A 17,312-nucleotide genomic window follows, 5' to 3' on the forward strand; every position below is an offset into this window, starting at 1 on the left:
AACTCCTGTTATTGCTGCGCGCGGGCGACATCGAGTGCTCTTATTACATCAACTAACGACTGATCTTTCAGGTTTTGCTGACCTCGAACCACAATTTGCTCACCCGGTTTGATACCCGAGATCACTTCGACGGTGTCGGCTTCACGATACCCTAGGCTGACTTGGCGACGAGTGGCATTGTCTCCTTCAATCACATAGAGCGCATACTGATTATCTTGATTGATCACCGCGCTGTAAGGCACAGTGATCACATTGGTGTGCGTGTCGTATCTGAGCTCAACCCGGGTAAACATGCCGGCTTTTAATTGAGCCTGTTGGTTGGGCACCGACAGAGTCACCTTAAAAGTGCCACTTTGGGCATCGACAATGGGGCTGATCCGCAGCACTTTGGCGACAATGCGGTTATCGGTTTGTTGATTGGCAAACAGTTGTGCGTCTTGCCCTAGGCGCAGGCGATCGAGCTGAACTTCAGGCAGGTGCACTATGGCATATAATTCATCTTGGTTGACCACATAGAAGAGCTCATCAAACTCTTTAGCCATATTGCCTTGCTTAACAAAGCGGGTGGCGATGACCCCGTCGATAGGCGATCGCACCAGACTCTCCTCTACTTGCAATGCCGCTAAGTCACGTTTTGCGCTGGCCGCCTGCAGGTTATATTCAAGTTTTGCCATAGTATCGGCGCTGATAAAGGCTTTATCGGTCATTTTGTTGAGTCGGTTGAGCTCTTGCTCGATGATCTCAACCTCGGCTTGAGAGCGGGCTAAATCATAGCGTTGACGTTTAGCGTCTATGACTGCCAGTAACTGCCCTTTAGTGACGCGATCGCCTTCTTCCACTTTAATGGTTTCGATAAGCCCAGCAATACGGGAAACCACCTTAGCTTCAAGTGGCGCCTCTAACGTACCAGTCGTGCTATAGAAGGAGGAGACATCCCCTTGAACGACCGTGGTGGTTTCAACGGGAATGGCGTATTTAACCTCCTCTTTTTCCTCGGGGGTAGGGCTGCAAGCACTCAGTAGTGCCGCAAGTAGGATAGGTAGGATGATGGTCTTATTATTGGGTGCTTCCATGTCGTTAAACTCATTGGTGTGATTTCATTAGCGGTTATAAAGCATCAAATGTGCCAAATCATTTATATCTTTATATACAATAAGTTAGCTTTGGAATGGATTAGTTTGTTGGTGAGCCGAATGAAAGATGTAGCGTAAAAGTTTAAATGTTGCGGTTTTTAACAATCGGTGGTGAACTCGATGGTGATATCGGCATTGGCCGCATCTTATGGGGTGCGTCATATTGCTCAAGCGTGTTTGAAGGCGCCACCTACACTGGCGCACCTACATTAGGTTATTTCGTTATTTCAATCCAACTTCATCTGGTGCGAGTTGTGAGTTAAAAGCTAACGTGGTTTTACCCCCCCCCAAAAAAAATTTGGTGGCCTTGAATGAAGGTTGAGGCATTTTGCGTGATTTGGTTTTTAGTTAACGATAGTAGCGTTAACCTTCATCATTTTGAATTGCTTGCCGCAGGCCTTTCGTGCAGGTGCTTCTGTGACACGCCGCAAGCACATCCTTGTGGGCTCTACACCAGCATCCCTGCTGGCAAAGGCCGCAGCCGCGTTTACACTTGGGTTCTAACGTTTCTTCGATTAAGCTGCATTTGGTGTGAGTGGCGAGTAGAAAGCTAACTCAGTTTTGCCCCACTTCACGTTAAAGTATTTACTCAGTCCAGAGCAAGCTCGCAGTTGTTCCTTAGAATATGTAATGTGACCAGCCATAGATTCAGGCAATATCAATTTATAGGATCTCATTTTCATCCCAATCCCAGTCAATTTGGGAAATGTCATGGGAGACTTTGTGTAAATACCACCCGAGCAAAGCGACTATAGAAAGGATTAAAACTATAAAAGTTTAAAGCATATCATACCCTTAGAGCTTATATGTAACATAACGACAGGGCTTACCATGGCAATTGAGTTCCATCGTAGACAAAAAATGAACCTGAATGCTTAAGTTTTAAATTGTCGATAACATTAAGCATGCCTTTAACACTCTCTTCTACTGTTACCTTGCCATCCTTTCCGCCCATATCGGTTTGTACCCAACCAGGATGAATTGCCATAGTCTTCACACCCGCTTCGGATAGTTCACAAGCCAAAGACTTAATTATTTGGTTGAGGGCGGCTTTTGATGCGCGATAACTGTATCGACCACCAGAGCGGTTGTCATCGATGCTAGCGAGTATTGAAGTCATCCCAATGATGGTTTTATCTTCGCCAGCAAGAATGTTATTAAGCAAAGCCTGCGTGATTAACATGGGCGCAATGGTGTTGACCTTTAATACATTTATCCATTCCTTTTGCCTCATATTGCTTAGGCTTTCACATTCATCTCCGCTTACCCCCGCGTTATGAATAAGTACATCAATGGCGATGCCCGCAAATTTTTCTGTCAAAGCGAGAATATGGGACTCATTACTCACGTCGAGCGGATGAATACAAATGGTGGGATAAGTTTGTACCAAGAGACACAAAGCCTGAGCTGTATTGATGTCACGGCAGCATGCAATCACACGCCATCCACGCTGAGCGTATTGTTTAACAAGCTCTAGGCCTAACCCTCGATTGGCGCCAGTGATAAAAACCGTTTTCATTGTGAGCTACCTAAGTTGATTATAAGTAAGAATGAGTTGGTCAATGCCGAGCCTTGACCAGCTTGTAACCATTGTCGTGATACTTACTTCACAACTACGTTTGCTTCTGACAAATGAACTGCTGTACGTTTATCAAGACGTCCACTCATTCGAGTAAGAGCAAGCGCAACGAGCACTATCACGGCTCCAATCCAAGAGGTATGCATTAAGCCCATTTCTGACACAATCATACCGCCTCCCCAAGAGCCAAGCGCAATACCCACGTTAAACGCCGCAATGTTTAGACCAGAAGCGACGTCTACCGCATCAGGAGTGTATTTTTCAGCCAGTTTAACCACATAGACTTGTAAGCCAGGAACATTACCGAATGCAAAGGCCCCCCAAACTAAAATGGTCGCGACTGCGGTGATAGGGTTAACGGCCGTAAAGTTAAATACAACTAATACGGTGGCGAGTCCCGCAAAAATAATCGTCAGTGCTTTTATTGGCCCCATCTTATCGGCCATTTTGCCGCCCCAAATATTACCAATCGCCACGGATACACCGTAGACCAACATAATTAGGCTGATTGCATTGGCGCTGAATCCTGTTTCCTGTTGCAAAATCGGCGCAAGGAAAGTGAAAGCGGTAAAGGTACCACCGTAACCGAGTGCTGTGATGGCATACACCAGTAGTAGTCTTGGTTGCGTTAACACTTTTAGTTGTGATGACAGTTTAGCGGCAGTAGGCTGTTTTAGGTTGCTTGGCACTAAGAAAACACTACCAATCAAGGCAATAAGTCCTAATAGCGCTACAATCAAAAACGTCGATTGCCAACCAAAGGTTTGGCCGATGTAAGTACCAAGCGGCACGCCCGTTACTAATGCCACGGTTAATCCCGTGAACATAATCGCAATCGCGCTGGCTGCTTTTTCTTTAGGTACTAGGCCAGTCGCAATTGTGGAGCCGATAGAGAAAAAGACACCATGGGCTAAACCAGTCAAAATGCGAGCAACGATAAGGGTGTTGTAACCAGGTGCTTGCCATGCCAATAAGTTGCCAATCACAAACAATGACATAACGGTAATGAGTACATGCTTACGGTTCCACTTTCCCGTTAGCGCAGTTAAGACAGGTGCGCCAATCGCAACACCGAGTGCATAAAGGCTCACCAGCAGTCCTGCGGATGGCAGTGAGACGTTTAGGTCAGAAGCCATGGTCGGGAGCAACCCCACGATCACAAACTCCGTCGTTCCGATAGCAAAGGCGCTGAGCGTCAATGCGAGAAGTGCTAATGGCATATCATTTACCCTCTTTTGTTAGGTTCTGTACACAGCAGCGAATGTTCTTATCAACGTGTCGCGCTGGTGTGATTTGATGGAGGGATTTTGCGTGGAAATTTAGTTGCAAAAAACAGGTTATTTAACAAATGATATTTGTTATAAATGCAATAATTAAAAAGAGACTCTTAATTAAATGGTAGGCAGCATGCGCACGAAATCGGACGATTTAGAAATTCTACTTACTGTCGTTGATACTGGCGGATTTACTGCGGCAGCAGAAAGTCTTGATATACAGGTGGCACGCGTATCACGAGCGGTGAGTAAGGTAGAAAGCCAACTTGGCGTGACGATATTAAACCGAACCACAAGACGGATTGAATTAACGGATGAGGGGCGGCAATTCGTTGAGTCGGTGCGAATAGGGCTGATGCAGTTGCAGCAAGCGGAAGACGAGATCATATCCCGTGGGGAATTACCCAAAGGGCGGCTGCGTGTTGATGCCGCCAGTCCATTTGTGTTTCACCAGTTAGTTCCACTCGTTCAGCCATTTAATCAAACCTATCCTGATATTGAGTTGGAGTTAACCTCTAATGAAGGTTTTGTTGATTTACTAGAAAAGAAAACCGATATCGCTATTCGTATCGGTGCATTAAATGATTCAACTTTACATGCAAGGCCTCTTGGCCGAAGTTTACTTTACATTGTTGCTTCACCTGATTATTTATCAAAGCGCGGCTTTCCGAGTAAGAGTAGTGATTTGGAGCACCACGATACCATCGGATTTTCAACACCAAAAACACTCAACGAATGGCCTCTGAAAGGATTTTCAGGGCTGACACCCACGCTGACCTCAAGTAACGGTGAAACGGTAAGACAGCTCACGTTGATGGGAAATGGAATCGCCTGTCTATCGGGCTTTATGGTGAAAAAAGATATTGAGGAAGGAAGATTAATTGCGTTGTTAGAAGGTGAAAAAATCGGTAACTCAGGTAGGGAGCAAATTAATGCTGTCTACTATAAGTCTTCTTCTGTTGCCAAGCGGATTTCTGCTTTTATCGATTTTATTCAGCCAAAACTGGATCTGTAAATCGTTCAACGCGAGGTAACTCCGTACCTCGCTTAGGCTATTTCTTCTGGCACCTTGGACAAAACAGATACCAATAAAAGCCGATGAGACATCGACACCCAACAAGATCATTGCTGGAACATGCTTATACTATTGCAATTTTAACAAATATCATTTGTCTTTGTTGCTATAAATGCTTGGTGATTCATTTGCTAGTATGCCCCTATCAAATGAAGAGGGCTCAACTATGTCACTATCACTATTTCAACCATTCACACTGGGTGGACTCACACTCAAAAACCGCATTGTCATGCCACCGATGACACGCTCCAGAGCAAGTCAACCTGGAGATGTTGCTAATGAAATGATGGCGACGTATTACGCTCAGAGAGCCTGTGCAGGTTTAATTATCTCCGAAGGCACACAGATTTCACCGAGTGCAAAAGGCTATGCGTGGACCCCAGGTATTTATACACCTGAGCAGATTGCAGGCTGGCGTAAAGTAACTCAAGCAGTGCATGCAGAAAATGGCGCAATTTTCGCGCAGCTCTGGCATGTGGGCAGAGTCACTCACACAGATAACATCGGTGGTGAGCAACCGATTTCTTCATCAGCGTTAAAAGCGGAAAACGTCAAAGTATTCGTTGATAATGGCAGTGATGAACCTGGTTTTGTTGACGTCGTTCAGCCTAGAGCAATGACAAAAGCGGATATTCAACAAGTCATCGCAGATTATCGTCAAGCGGCATTGAATGCGATTGAAGCAGATTTTGATGGCATTGAACTGCATGCGGCGAATGGTTATTTGATCAACCAATTCATTGACTCCGAAGCTAACAACCGTACCGATGAATACGGCGGTAGCCTGGAAAATCGTCTTCGTTTTCTTGATGAAGTCGTTGCAGCAATGGTGGACGCAATTGGCGCTAACCGCGTTGGTGTGCGCTTGGCACCTTTAACAACCTTAAATGGTACCGTAGATGCGAACCCTATCGAGACCTATACCGCTGCTGCTGCGTTACTGAATAAGCACGGTATCGTTTATCTGCATATCGCTGAAGTTGATTGGGATGACGCCCCTGATACGCCCGTGTCTTTTAAACGTGCCTTACGCGAGGTTTATCAAGGCATTTTGATTTACGCAGGTCGTTATAATGCGGAAAAAGCAAAGCAAGCTATTGATGACGGACTGGCTGATATGATCGGCTTTGGTCGACCTTTTGTGGCGAATCCCGATCTTCCTGAACGTCTACTTCACGGCTACCCATTGGCAGAGCATGATCCAAACACCTTGTTTGGTGGTGGTGAAAAAGGGCTGATTGATTATCCAACGTATAAAGCTTAAGGGGGGAAGTATGTTTAAGGTATTTAAAGGTCACGGACTTGAGATTAGAAACCGTATCGCTATGGCGCCGATGACTCGTTCACGCACGTCTCAACCTGGTGATGTACCAAACGAGATGATGGCAACCTACTATCGTCAGCGTGCCAGTGCTGGTTTGATTGTCACAGAAGGTGCTCCTGTCTCAGCCGTTGGTCGGGGCTACTCTATGACGCCAGGTATTTACACAGAAGAACACATTGAAGGCTGGAAGAAAGTGACTCAGGCTGTTCATGAGGAAGGGGGTAAGATATTTATCCAACTCTGGCATGTTGGCCGTCGTAGTCATTCCGATATTTCAGGTTCACAACCCCTGGCACCATCAGCGATAAAAATTCCAGATCAGGTCTTCGGCCCATTACCTGAAGGCGGGTTTGGCATGGTGGAAACCCAGCAGCCAAAAGCAATGAGTGCAGATGAAATCCAAGCAACCATTGCCGACTTTGTTAAAGCTGCAAGAAATGCTGTTGAAGCAGGGTTTGATGGTGTTGAAGTTCATGCTGCGCATGGTTACTTGTTTGATACCTTTTTACGCTTAGAAAGCAACCAAAGAATTGATCAATATGGTGGCAGCCAAGAGAATCGTATGCGCTTTCTGGTTGATACGTTACAAGCACTTACCGAGGAAATTGGTGGGGAAAGAGTTGCGGTTCGTCTGTCTCCTCATATCGGAGAGGGTTTTGCTGGGGATGATGTTGAAATTGTTCCACTAACGTTAGCATTGTTGGAAAAACTACAACCGATGAACCTTGCGTATGTGCATTTTTCAGAAAACATATCACGCTATGTAGAGGTGCCTGAAGAGTTTCGCCAGCAAGTACGCCGAATATACTCTAATCCAATCATGGTTGCAGGAAAGTTGACCAAGCAATCTGCACAACAGTTGCTAGATAAGCAGTATGCTGATTTCGTTGCCTTTGGTACACCTTTTGTAACGAACCCAGATTTAGTCGCCCGATTTGCCCATGATTTACCATTGGCCGAGTTTGATGCCGATGCTAGGTTAACCTTATATGGAGGAGGAGCCGAAGGCTACACCGATTATCCAACATATCAGGCCTAATACACCAGGTACCAAGGATGATAACTCTTTGGTGCCTTACCTTTTCATTAAGCGAGTGGAAGTGATATGGAACCCTATCGAATTTGGCAATATCAAATTGAGACACACAGTCTTGTTTTAGGTAAGGCTGAAATACCAGCTTTAGATGACAACGAAGTCTTATTACAAAACAAAGCGATAGGTATTAACCCTGTCGATTGGAAATTTATTAAAGCCAATCCTTTAAATTGGCCGAATGGCCATGTTCCAGGTGTTGATGGTGCTGGCGTCGTCGTTCAAGTAGGTTCTAAAGTTGATACCAGTCTAATTGGGCGTCGAGTGACATATCATGGCTCACTAAATCGCCATGGTAGCTTCGCTGAATATACCGTTTTGAACGCTGAGCGTGTGATGACACTGCCTGAGGGCCTATCGTTTGAACTTGCTGCGGCACTTCCCCGGTGTTTTTCAAGGTAGTTGGCACTCTTTACTTAAATTTTAAGCTGCATTTCTTGTTTCAGTTTCAGACTCTTTTTCTGGGTTCAACACTACCTCACCGATAACGTCACAGTTGCATATTCTCATGCATCGCGATCACCTAATACCATCTAAGCCGATCACCTAATACCATCCATCGCGATCACTCAATACCATCGATGCCGATCACTTTTCGGTCAAAATAGTATTGAGTGATCGGCTTGAATAGTACAGTTCATTTTTTGTACTTTTTGTCTACCCAGTAGGTGTTTTTAACCGTTATTCTTTTCATTTTTGATGATGAGAATGACCATGCCAACGGCACCTATTTCAATGCGTAAACTTAAAGAAATTTTAAGACTAAAATACGGCTGTAAACTCAGTCATCGTCAGATAGCAAAAAGCTTATCTGTTTCACCCTCAATCGTGTCTAAATATGCCTGTAAATCAGCAGAGCTAGATATTACTTGCTGGCCGCTTGATGAGAAGTGGGATGATCACTCTCTGCAACAAGCGTTTTTCAAAACAAAGCCTCGATTAAAAGGCTTTACCATTCCTGACTGGTCGTTAGTTCAGCAAGAGCTTCGGCCTAAAACCATGACGTTGTTGCTGCTTTGGGAAGAATATAAAGAGCGGCACGCGGAAGGTTTTTACAGTTACACTCACCTCTGCCGTCAGTACAAGGCATGGCTTAAATGCCAAAAAACCTCGATGCGACAAAACCATAAAGCAGGTGAAAAACTGTTTGTGGATTACTGTGGCCCAACCATGAGTATTGTTGATGGAAGTACAGGCGAATGCCGTACTGCACAAGTGTTCGTCGCGGTCATGGGGGCATCAAATTATACCTATGCCGAAGCGACTTACAGCCAAAAACTTGAAGATTGGGTGATGAGTCATGCCCGTTGTTTTGAGTTTCTTGGTGGTGTTCCTGAGCTGATCATTCCTGACAACCTTAAAAGTGCCGTCACCAAACCCTGCCGATATGAGCCTGACTTAAACCCAACCTACCAACAACTAGCGACGCATTACGATACCGTCATTGTGCCTGCAAGACCCTATAAACCAAAGGATAAAGCCAAGGCTGAAGTGGGTGTACAAATTGTTGAACGTTGGATCATGGCACATCTTCGTAATGAAACCTTCTTTAGCTTGCGTCAATTAAATCTAAAGATTCAAGAATTACTCATCGATTTAAATCAGCGACAAATGAAAAAACATCCTGGCTCACGATTAAGTCAATTTGAAGCCATTGATAAACCAGCGTTAAAACCATTGCCCACGCTGCCTTACAGCTACACCTTAGTGAAACAAGTGAGCGTACATATTGATTATCATATTGAGATTGAAAAACACTATTACTCAGTGCCACATACCTTGATCAAGCAAAAGCTTGAAGCACATGCCTCAGGAAAATTGGTGACACTCTACCATCAAGGCATACGAGTCGCTGTTCACCCCAGATCATACCGAGAAGGTGCGCACACCACGCTTGAGCTGCATATGCCTATCGCTCACCAAAAACAACAGCAATGGACACCGCAGCGATTTGAGCGCTGGGCAAGTCAGTTTGGCAAATCAACCGAGCAGTTTGTTATGCAATTGATGCAAGCTAAAAAGCATCCAGAGCAAAGCTACCGTGCTTGTATGGGGTTATTAAGCCTAGGCAAGAAGTTTACAGGCCAACGTCTTGAAGCCGCCTGTCATCGCGCATTAGCCACAGGTGTTACTCGCGTAAAACAAGTGAAAACCATCTTAGAAAAAGGCTTGGATAAGCAACCCTTGCCACAAGCTCAGGGTGATTTACTACAAGATATTGATCATAAAAATATCCGCGGCAATAACTATTACCATTAATAAAAACTAACCAATCAAAGGAAATCTTATGAAAAATATCAATCAACAAGTCAATAACCAGTTAAGTAACTTAAAGCTAAGCGGTATACGTGATGCGCTATTACAGCAATTTGAGCAACCTAATCTATACGTAGAACAAAGCTTCGAAGAGCGGCTAAGTTTATTGCTTGAGCATGAAATAACGCAGCGTGACCAGCGTAAAATTGACCGCCTAACTCGACAAGCAAAGTTCAGAGTTGGCGGCACGCTTGCTCAACTCAACTATGGCGCAGCACGACAACTCGATAAAACTCAGATCCGTTCATTAGCACAAGGTGAATGGCTTCGCCTTCACCAAAATATTTTGATTACGGGAGCAACGGGGTGTGGCAAAACTTACCTCGCTTGCGCTCTTGGTCAAAACCACTGCCAACAAGGGAGTAGCGTTTATTATTTTAGGCTCAAGGAGCTATTAGAAAAGATGTTCTTAGCGCAAGCCGATGGTAGTTATCGAAAACTGATCAACAAGCTTAGCTCTGCCAATTTACTGATCTTAGATGATTGGGGATTAGAGCCATTAACGGCTCAACAACGCAGTGATTTACTGGAATTAATTGATGCGAGATATGATACAAAATCGACATTAATTGCCAGTCAATTACCGATAGAAAATTGGTATGAAATGATAGGAGAATCGACACATGCTGATGCGATTCTAGATCGACTTGTTCACGGAGCAATAAAGTTGGAATTAAAAGGCGAATCGATGCGAAAAAAACTAAAGACCTTGACTGAAGCCGATCACTCAAGCTAGATTTTACGGAGGTCTACTGGCGAACAAAAAAATGATCGGCTTGAATGGTATTGACCGATCGGCATCATGGTATTACGCAACAGTTCCTTATACCGTTTGGCCAGCGTTTAGGGTTTCTTGATCTTGCTTCTTCTAGTACCTCCTTACGCTTAGATAAAATCACTTTATCTTGCATCGCATGTCGCTCACTCGGTGATACAAAATTGAGCTTACTGTGCTTATGTTTGGTATTGTACCAAGTCACAAACTCTTCTACCCATTCCCGTGCCTCGGTGATATTTTTAAAGCCAGAGCTAGGCCATTCTGGCCGATACTTTAAGGTTCTGAATAATGCTTCGGAGTAAGGATTGTCATTGCTTACGCTTGGTCTACTTAACGAAGCGGTAACACCTAACTCTTCAAGCTTGGCTTTCATCGTCAATGACTTCATCGGAGCACCGTTATCAGAGTGCAGTACTAACGGTTTTTTGAAGCATTGCTCGCGTAGCATATTGCGCTGCATTAACTCGGCCGCTAGCTCACCACATTCTCGGTCATGGACTTCATAACCCACTATCTTACGGCTATAAATATCCTCAAACATATACAGATAATAAAAGCGTCCTTTGATGACCGAGGCTAAATAAGTAATATCCCAAGACCATACTTTGTTTGGCCCATCTGCAACGTAAGCATCTGGTTTGCTTCTTTTTGTTACGCCTTGGCTTCGCCCACGCCGATTTAATTGTTCATTGGCTTTTAACACTCGATAAAAACTCGACTCTGAAGCGATATAGACCCCCTCATCAAGCAGTGTCGGCACGATTTGTGACGGAGGTAGGCTTGCAAACCTTGCCTCATTAGAGGTTGCCAATATCTGCTCTTGCTCATCATCATTAAGCTTGTTAGCAGGCTCCCGTCTTACTGCCGTAGGCCTTAAATCTGCCTGCACTTTTCCTGCTCGATACCAGCGGCGATACGTCCGTTTACTTAACTCTGCTTCAGCGCAAGCTTTGTAAAGACGCGCACCGTGGGCATAAGCTTCTTGTATTAAATCCACCAGTGTTATGCGCTTAGGCAAAGGCGTTAACTCTCCTCGCTGTCGTCCTCCCAAAGCGCATTGAGCTTTTTTCTAAGCACCAGTAAAGCCGCAGCTTCAGCGAGTGCCTTCTCCTTATAACGTAATTCTCGTTGCAGGGATTTTATTTCTGCTTTGTCTGATTTGGCTTGCTGCTTAATCGTTTTAGCTTGAACTTCACTGGTAATCCCCCCGAAAAATAACAGCTGTTAAAAGTAGAGTTTTCTCGTAAGTTAAACGCAGGAGGTTCTATATGAAAAAGTCGCGGTACACGGATAGTCAAATTATGACGATTTTGAAGCAAGCTGAAGCTGGTACGCCCGCACCTGAGCTTTGCCGAGAGCACGGTATGAGCAGTGCAACGTTTTATAAATGGCGTGCTAAATATGGGGGAATGGATGCATCACTCATGGCTCGGATGAAAGAGCTAGAAGATGAAAATAGGCGACTCAAAAAAATGTAAGCAGAAGAGCGTCTTAAAGCTGAAATCATTCAGGAAGCTATGGCAAAAAAGTGGTAAAGCCCTGTGAGCGAAGAGAACTCGCTCAGTTTGCGGTGGCTAACCACAACATCAGTATTAGTAAGGCCTGCTCGGCTTTCTTTATCAGTGAGACATGCTTTCGTTATCAAGCAAAATTATCGGCGGAAAATACACAGATTTCAAATTGGCTAATTAAGCTGACCGAAGATGAAAGTGATTGGGGCTTCGGTCTGTGCTTCGATTATTTACGTAATGTAAAAGGCAAGCCATGGAATCATAAGCGAGTGTACCGAATTTACTGTGAGCTAGCGCTGAACCTGCGTATTCGTCCAAGACGTCGACTCAAACGAAATGCACCGGAACCACTAAAAGAGCCGATAAAGCCTAACCAAGTATGGTCTGTCGACTTTATGCATGACCAGTTATCAGATGGTCGAAATTACCGATTATTTAATGTCATAGATGATTATCGGCGTGAAGCTTTAGTGATTGAACCAGGATTTTCACTTCCTGCTGTAAGGGTTATTAGAGCGCTAGAGCAGGTATTTGAGTATCGAGCTAAGCCAACAGTTATTCGCTGTGACAACGGCCCTGAGTTTATCAGTACTGAGTTTACAACGTGGGCTAAATGCCAGAATATTCGAATTGAATATATTCAACTAGGTAATCCACAACAAAACGCTTATATCGAACGGCATAACAAAACAATTCGGTACAGTTGGCTCAGCAAGTACCTGTTCGAATCAATTAAAGAGGTGCAGGACTATGCAACTAAGTGGTTATGGTTTTACAATCATGAAAGACCACATAAAGCTAATAACGGCAGGCCACCACTGATGGCTGCCTAACTTCTATTTTTAATTGCAGTTAAAAATGGGAGGATTACCCACTCGTCTTAAAACCACCTAAACAATCTTGTTTCCACTGCTGAACTTGTTCTCGAAACAAGCCTTTTTCTCGGCAATATTGGCTGATTTCAGTTTCTGACATTGGTGCTGTTTCAATAAGAACTGCAAACTTAGCTTCAGCTGACCAATCATTACTGGTTAATGTTTTACCTGGCACAGGGCGACCCTCTTTTTTGGCTTTATCTCGCCAATGATACAGGGTTTGGTAGGAGATCCCCTCACTGCGAGCCACTTCCGTGACCGTCATATTGTGGGGAGGTAATAATTTCTTTAAGACAGCGTCTTTACGTTCAGGTGAATATCGTGCCATTGAGCTCTCATTGACCGCCCTCTTTATTTAATTATTGGATGATTTTAAGGGGTGACAACAATCCTGACACAGGGGGGCCCTGTCCGATGCTTACTGCGTGGCAGGCATTTGAAAAAATTCCATTAACCCGACAAAGAGAAGTGCTTGTCGTTGGTTTTGGCGCGGTGAATAATTTGTTATCCCAGATCCTTGTCAGAGCAGGTTATATCGTTGATATTGTCTCAGCGAGTCTGAGCGAAGAGCGAGCCAAAAGCTTAGGTATTCGCCAAGTTTATCGGGAGCAATCTCAAATCGACATGAAATACTTCGCCATTTTTGATGCGGTGAGTGGGGAAAATGCCGCCCATTTAGTGCCACTGTTAAGAGCGAATGGACATATTGTCTGCATTCAAGATCGTATTGCTAAACCTATTGACCCGCCATTTACCCGTACTATTTCCTATCACGAAATAGCCCTTGGAGCGTTACATGATTTTGGTGATAAAGACGATTGGCATGCATTAATGCAAAATGGTGAAGCGCTGCTTGAGCGTATTTCAAAAGGCAGTTTTAACGTTAGTTTACCTGCATATTTTAAATTCGAACAGATGCCCGAAGCGTTGGAGAACAGCGAACTTATGAAAACAAAAACGGTCATCGCCTAGTCGTATTATATATTCTTAGTATTTGGATAGTATGAACTGTAGAGTAGTAGACAGGTTAAGTAGACTTGTTCAAATTTCTCACCAAAAGTGGCAGAAGTGAGATGAAGGTGGTGAGGACTGCGGATGATTTTGAAATATTAGTCTGGGTAATCCCCCCGAAAAATAACAGCTGTTAAAAGTAGAGTTTTCTCGTAAGTTAAACGCAGGAGGTTCTATATGAAAAAGTCGCGGTACACGGATAGTCAAATTATGACGATTTTGAAGCAAGCTGAAGCTGGTACGCCCGCACCTGAGCTTTGCCGAGAGCACGGTATGAGCAGTGCAACGTTTTATAAATGGCGTGCTAAATATGGGGGAATGGATGCATCACTCATGGCTCGGATGAAAGAGCTAGAAGATGAAAATAGGCGACTCAAAAAAATGTACGCAGAAGAGCGTCTTAAAGCTGAAATCATTCAGGAAGCTATGGCAAAAAAGTGGTAAAGCCCTGTGAGCGAAGAGAACTCGCTCAGTTTGCGGTGGCTAACCACAACATCAGTATTAGTAAGGCCTGCTCGGCTTTCTTTATCAGTGAGACATGCTTTCGTTATCAAGCAAAATTATCGGCGGAAAATACACAGATTTCAAATTGGCTAATTAAGCTGACCGAAGATGAAAATGATTGGGGCTTCGGTCTGTGCTTCGATTATTTACGTAATGTAAAAGGCAAGCCATGGAATCATAAGCGAGTGTACCGAATTTACTGTGAGCTAGCGCTGAACCTGCGTATTCGTCCAAGACGTCGACTCAAACGAAATGCACCGGAACCACTAAAAGAGCCGATAAAGCCTAACCAAGTATGGTCTGTCGACTTTATGCATGACCAGTTATCAGATGGTCGAAATTACCGATTATTTAATGTCATAGATGATTATCGGCGTGAAGCTTTAGTGATTGAACCAGGATTTTCACTTCCTGCTGTAAGGGTTATTAGAGCGCTAGAGCAGGTATTTGAATATCGAGCTAAGCCAACAGTTATTCGCTGTGACAACGGCCCTGAGTTTATCAGTACTGAGTTTACAACGTGGGCTAAATGCCAGAATATTCGAATTGAATATATTCAACTAGGTAATCCACAACAAAACGCTTATATCGAACGGCATAACAAAACAATTCGGTACAGTTGGCTCAGCAAGTACCTGTTCGAATCAATTAAAGAGGTGCAGGACTATGCAACTAAGTGGTTATGGTTTTACAATCATGAAAGACCACATAAAGCTAATAACGGCAGGCCACCACTGATGGCTGCCTAACTTCTATTTTTAATTGCAGTTAAAAATGGGAGGATTACCTCTGTAGCTAGTAGCCAGTTTTCAATACCATAACTTATTTATGAATAGCTAAATTAGCAAACTCCCTAAAACAGAATTGTCCAAAACCGAGTTAGCTTTTGACGGCTATGTGGTTACACAATGACGGCTAAATCGAAGAGATTAAGAAATCGGTGTAGGTGCGGCTGTGATCTTCGATTTCAGCAGTGAAATCGCAGAGCACCTAGGGATGATTCTTTTCAAAAAGAGAGTCAGCGGTGTCGAAGAAACACCTGCACGTAAGCATGCTGCAAGCAATTGGTTGCCATGAGCATGAGAGTTAACGCTACCATTAGATAGATGCGAATAAAAAAGGCACTCAATGAGTGCCTTTTAACGTTTAGCAAAGATCGTACTGATTAGCCGCGTTTGTCTAAATCGACAAAGCTACGCTCAGGTGAGCCTGTGTAAAGCTGACGTGGACGACTGATCTTGTGACCAGGCTGATCTAGCATCTCTTTCCAGTGGGCAATCCAGCCAACAGTACGTGCCAATGCAAATAGCACGGTAAACATACTGGTCGGGATACCGATGGCTTTCATGATGATGCCTGAATAGAAATCGACATTCGGATACAGCTTCTTAGACACAAAGTACTCATCTTCAAGCGCAATGCGTTCAAGCTCCATCGCCACATCAAGTAGCGGATCGTTCACTTTAAGTTCGGCAAGCACTTCATGACAAGTTTCACGCATCACTTTAGCGCGTGGGTCGAAGTTCTTGTAAACGCGGTGACCAAAGCCCATTAGGCGGAAAGGATCGTCTTTGTCCTTAGCGCGTGCAATAAACTCAGGGATGCGATCAACTGTGCCAATCTCTTCAAGCATGTTTAAACAGGCTTCGTTGGCGCCGCCGTGAGCCGGACCCCAAAGTGAGGCGATACCCGCTGCGATACACGCAAATGGGTTAGCTCCAGAAGAACCCGCTAAACGAACGGTAGAGGTTGATGCGTTTTGTTCGTGATCGGCGTGAAGGATGAAAATACGATCCATCGCGCGTTCAACAATTGGGTTGACCTTATATTCTTCGCACGGTACAGCAAACATCATGCTTAGGAAATTACCCGCGTAACTTAGGTCGTTGCGTGGATAGATAAAGGGTTGGCCAATTGAGTATTTGTAGCACATGGCTGCAATCGTCGGCATTTTAGACACTAAACGGAACGCGGCGATTTCGCGGTGATGCTCATCGTTTACGTCTAAAGAGTCTTGGTAAAACGCAGATAATGCGCCCGTCACACCACATAGCATCGCCATTGGGTGAGCGTCACGGCGGAAACCACGGAAAAACGAAGCCAATTGCTCGTTAACCATAGTGTGAGTCTTAACCGTGTAGACAAACTTATCGTATTGGGCCTTAGTGGGTAACTCACCGTAAAGCAATAGATAACAAAGATCTAAATAATCTGAATCGACGGCTAATTCGTCGATTGCGTAACCACGGTGTAAAAGTATACCTTGGGCGCCATCAATGTAAGTGATAGCGGATTCGCAGGATGCTGTCGCTAAAAATCCTGGGTCAAATGTAAAGTGACCTTTGCTACCTAGTTTGCTGATGTCGATTACATCAAATCCTGCTGTCCCTTTTTTAATAGGCAGGTCAATCGAATCGTTCCCTGGTAATTCCAATTTGGCTATATTATCAGCCATACCCCGTTCTCCTTACTTCATTCTTATGTGAGTGCGGCTTTGTCAAACGCCAATACTTTACAGTGAATCTAGATCACATTTCAATTTAAATAAGCGTTTAAATTCGTTAGACCATGGTCTTAAATTGGCTGAAGCCCTTATCAATACAGGAACTTGGCAGATTTTTTTACCAAAAAAACTAAATTTGCATAATGTGATGTTTGTATTTGACATTTCGGCGGCGTATACTTGCCTCGGCTCGAAAAGAGCTACAAACAAACCAATTCATAAACCATTTCTTACAAGCTTAATTAGTGATTTTTGAATTAGTTAACAGTTTGTTTAAACTTTTCTTTTGTGGCGAGACGAGGTGGTAAGTTTGCTTGCTGATCAAATTTCGTTCGA

Annotated in this window: 13 protein-coding genes and 3 pseudogenes; 10 read left to right on the forward strand and 6 right to left on the reverse strand. The window is 44.1% G+C overall.

Features of this window, described 5'->3' with window-relative positions:
* Positions 1–8: 8 nt before the first annotated feature.
* On the reverse strand, positions 9–1,073 hold the full coding sequence (locus AC5YBX_RS07365; protein ID WP_494519380.1) for an efflux RND transporter periplasmic adaptor subunit: 1,065 nt from the start codon (positions 1,071–1,073) through the stop codon (positions 9–11).
* A 146-nt stretch (positions 1,074–1,219) separates the two neighbouring features.
* Between AC5YBX_RS07365 and AC5YBX_RS07370 the strand changes: the two genes are divergently transcribed.
* The gene (locus tag AC5YBX_RS07370; RefSeq protein WP_494519379.1) at positions 1,220–1,396 is read left to right on the forward strand and encodes a hypothetical protein; all 177 of its coding nucleotides are present in this window, start codon (positions 1,220–1,222) and stop codon (positions 1,394–1,396) included.
* Between the two features lie 563 nt (positions 1,397–1,959).
* Here the strand turns inward: AC5YBX_RS07370 and AC5YBX_RS07375 are convergent.
* Together AC5YBX_RS07375 and AC5YBX_RS07380 are read right to left on the reverse strand one after the other, a co-directional pair.
* The gene (locus AC5YBX_RS07375) at positions 1,960–2,652 is read right to left on the reverse strand and encodes an SDR family oxidoreductase (RefSeq protein WP_494519378.1); all 693 of its coding nucleotides are present in this window, start codon (positions 2,650–2,652) and stop codon (positions 1,960–1,962) included.
* 83 nt (positions 2,653–2,735) lie between these two features.
* Positions 2,736–3,932: an MFS transporter gene (locus AC5YBX_RS07380; protein WP_494524673.1), complete on the reverse strand. Its 1,197-nt coding sequence runs from the start codon at positions 3,930–3,932 to the stop codon at positions 2,736–2,738.
* A gap of 187 nt (positions 3,933–4,119) precedes the next feature.
* Here AC5YBX_RS07380 and AC5YBX_RS07385 point away from each other — a divergent pair, with 187 nt between their 5' ends.
* The 6 genes from AC5YBX_RS07385 to istB all read left to right on the forward strand — a co-directional run bounded on the left by AC5YBX_RS07385 (position 4,120) and on the right by istB (position 10,530).
* Entirely contained in the window at positions 4,120–5,001 is an 882-nt protein-coding gene (locus AC5YBX_RS07385; protein WP_494524674.1) for a LysR substrate-binding domain-containing protein, read from the forward strand.
* A gap of 226 nt (positions 5,002–5,227) precedes the next feature.
* Positions 5,228–6,325 carry an alkene reductase gene (locus AC5YBX_RS07390; RefSeq protein WP_494524675.1) on the forward strand — a complete coding sequence of 366 codons (1,098 nt, stop codon included), beginning with the start codon at positions 5,228–5,230 and terminating at the stop codon, positions 6,323–6,325.
* Positions 6,326–6,335: 10 nt separating this feature from the next.
* Positions 6,336–7,424 (forward strand): alkene reductase, encoded by a 1,089-nt coding sequence (locus AC5YBX_RS07395; protein WP_494524676.1) that lies wholly within the window; start codon positions 6,336–6,338, stop codon positions 7,422–7,424.
* A gap of 66 nt (positions 7,425–7,490) precedes the next feature.
* Complete coding sequence (locus AC5YBX_RS07400) at positions 7,491–7,880, forward strand: alcohol dehydrogenase catalytic domain-containing protein (RefSeq protein ID WP_494524677.1); 390 nt, start codon at positions 7,491–7,493, stop codon at positions 7,878–7,880.
* A 312-nt stretch (positions 7,881–8,192) separates the two neighbouring features.
* The gene (gene istA, locus AC5YBX_RS07405; protein ID WP_494524805.1) at positions 8,193–9,737 is read left to right on the forward strand and encodes an IS21 family transposase; all 1,545 of its coding nucleotides are present in this window, start codon (positions 8,193–8,195) and stop codon (positions 9,735–9,737) included.
* Positions 9,738–9,765: 28 nt separating this feature from the next.
* Complete coding sequence (gene istB, locus AC5YBX_RS07410; RefSeq protein ID WP_494524678.1) at positions 9,766–10,530, forward strand: IS21-like element ISShfr5 family helper ATPase IstB; 765 nt, start codon at positions 9,766–9,768, stop codon at positions 10,528–10,530.
* Positions 10,531–10,609: 79 nt separating this feature from the next.
* Here the strand turns inward: istB and AC5YBX_RS07415 are convergent.
* Positions 10,610–11,772 (reverse strand): annotated as a pseudogene (locus AC5YBX_RS07415) (IS3 family transposase); the annotation flags it as partial.
* A gap of 68 nt (positions 11,773–11,840) precedes the next feature.
* Here AC5YBX_RS07415 and AC5YBX_RS07420 point away from each other — a divergent pair.
* Positions 11,841–12,916 (forward strand): annotated as a pseudogene (locus AC5YBX_RS07420) (IS3 family transposase).
* A 40-nt stretch (positions 12,917–12,956) separates the two neighbouring features.
* On the opposite strand, the pseudogene AC5YBX_RS07425 reads toward AC5YBX_RS07420, so the two are convergent.
* Positions 12,957–13,286 (reverse strand): annotated as a pseudogene (locus tag AC5YBX_RS07425) (transposase); the annotation flags it as partial.
* 86 nt (positions 13,287–13,372) lie between these two features.
* Between AC5YBX_RS07425 and AC5YBX_RS07430 the strand changes: the two are divergent.
* Positions 13,373–13,930, forward strand: a complete 558-nt coding sequence (locus AC5YBX_RS07430) for an MDR/zinc-dependent alcohol dehydrogenase-like family protein (protein ID WP_494524679.1) — start codon at positions 13,373–13,375, stop codon at positions 13,928–13,930.
* Between the two features lie 216 nt (positions 13,931–14,146).
* Positions 14,147–15,222, forward strand: a protein-coding gene (locus tag AC5YBX_RS07435; RefSeq protein WP_494524680.1) for an IS3 family transposase whose coding sequence is annotated in 2 segments (ribosomal slippage) — positions 14,147–14,399 and positions 14,399–15,222 — 1,077 coding nt in all. Because the reading frame shifts where the segments join, the coding sequence is not laid out codon by codon here.
* Between the two features lie 416 nt (positions 15,223–15,638).
* On the opposite strand, the gene AC5YBX_RS07440 is transcribed toward AC5YBX_RS07435, so the two are convergent.
* Positions 15,639–16,928, reverse strand: coding sequence for a citrate synthase (locus AC5YBX_RS07440; protein WP_475516572.1), 1,290 nt, complete (start codon positions 16,926–16,928; stop codon positions 15,639–15,641).
* Positions 16,929–17,312: the final 384 nt, after the last annotated feature.

The sequence above is a fragment of the Shewanella sp. 492 genome, from assembly GCF_059338445.1.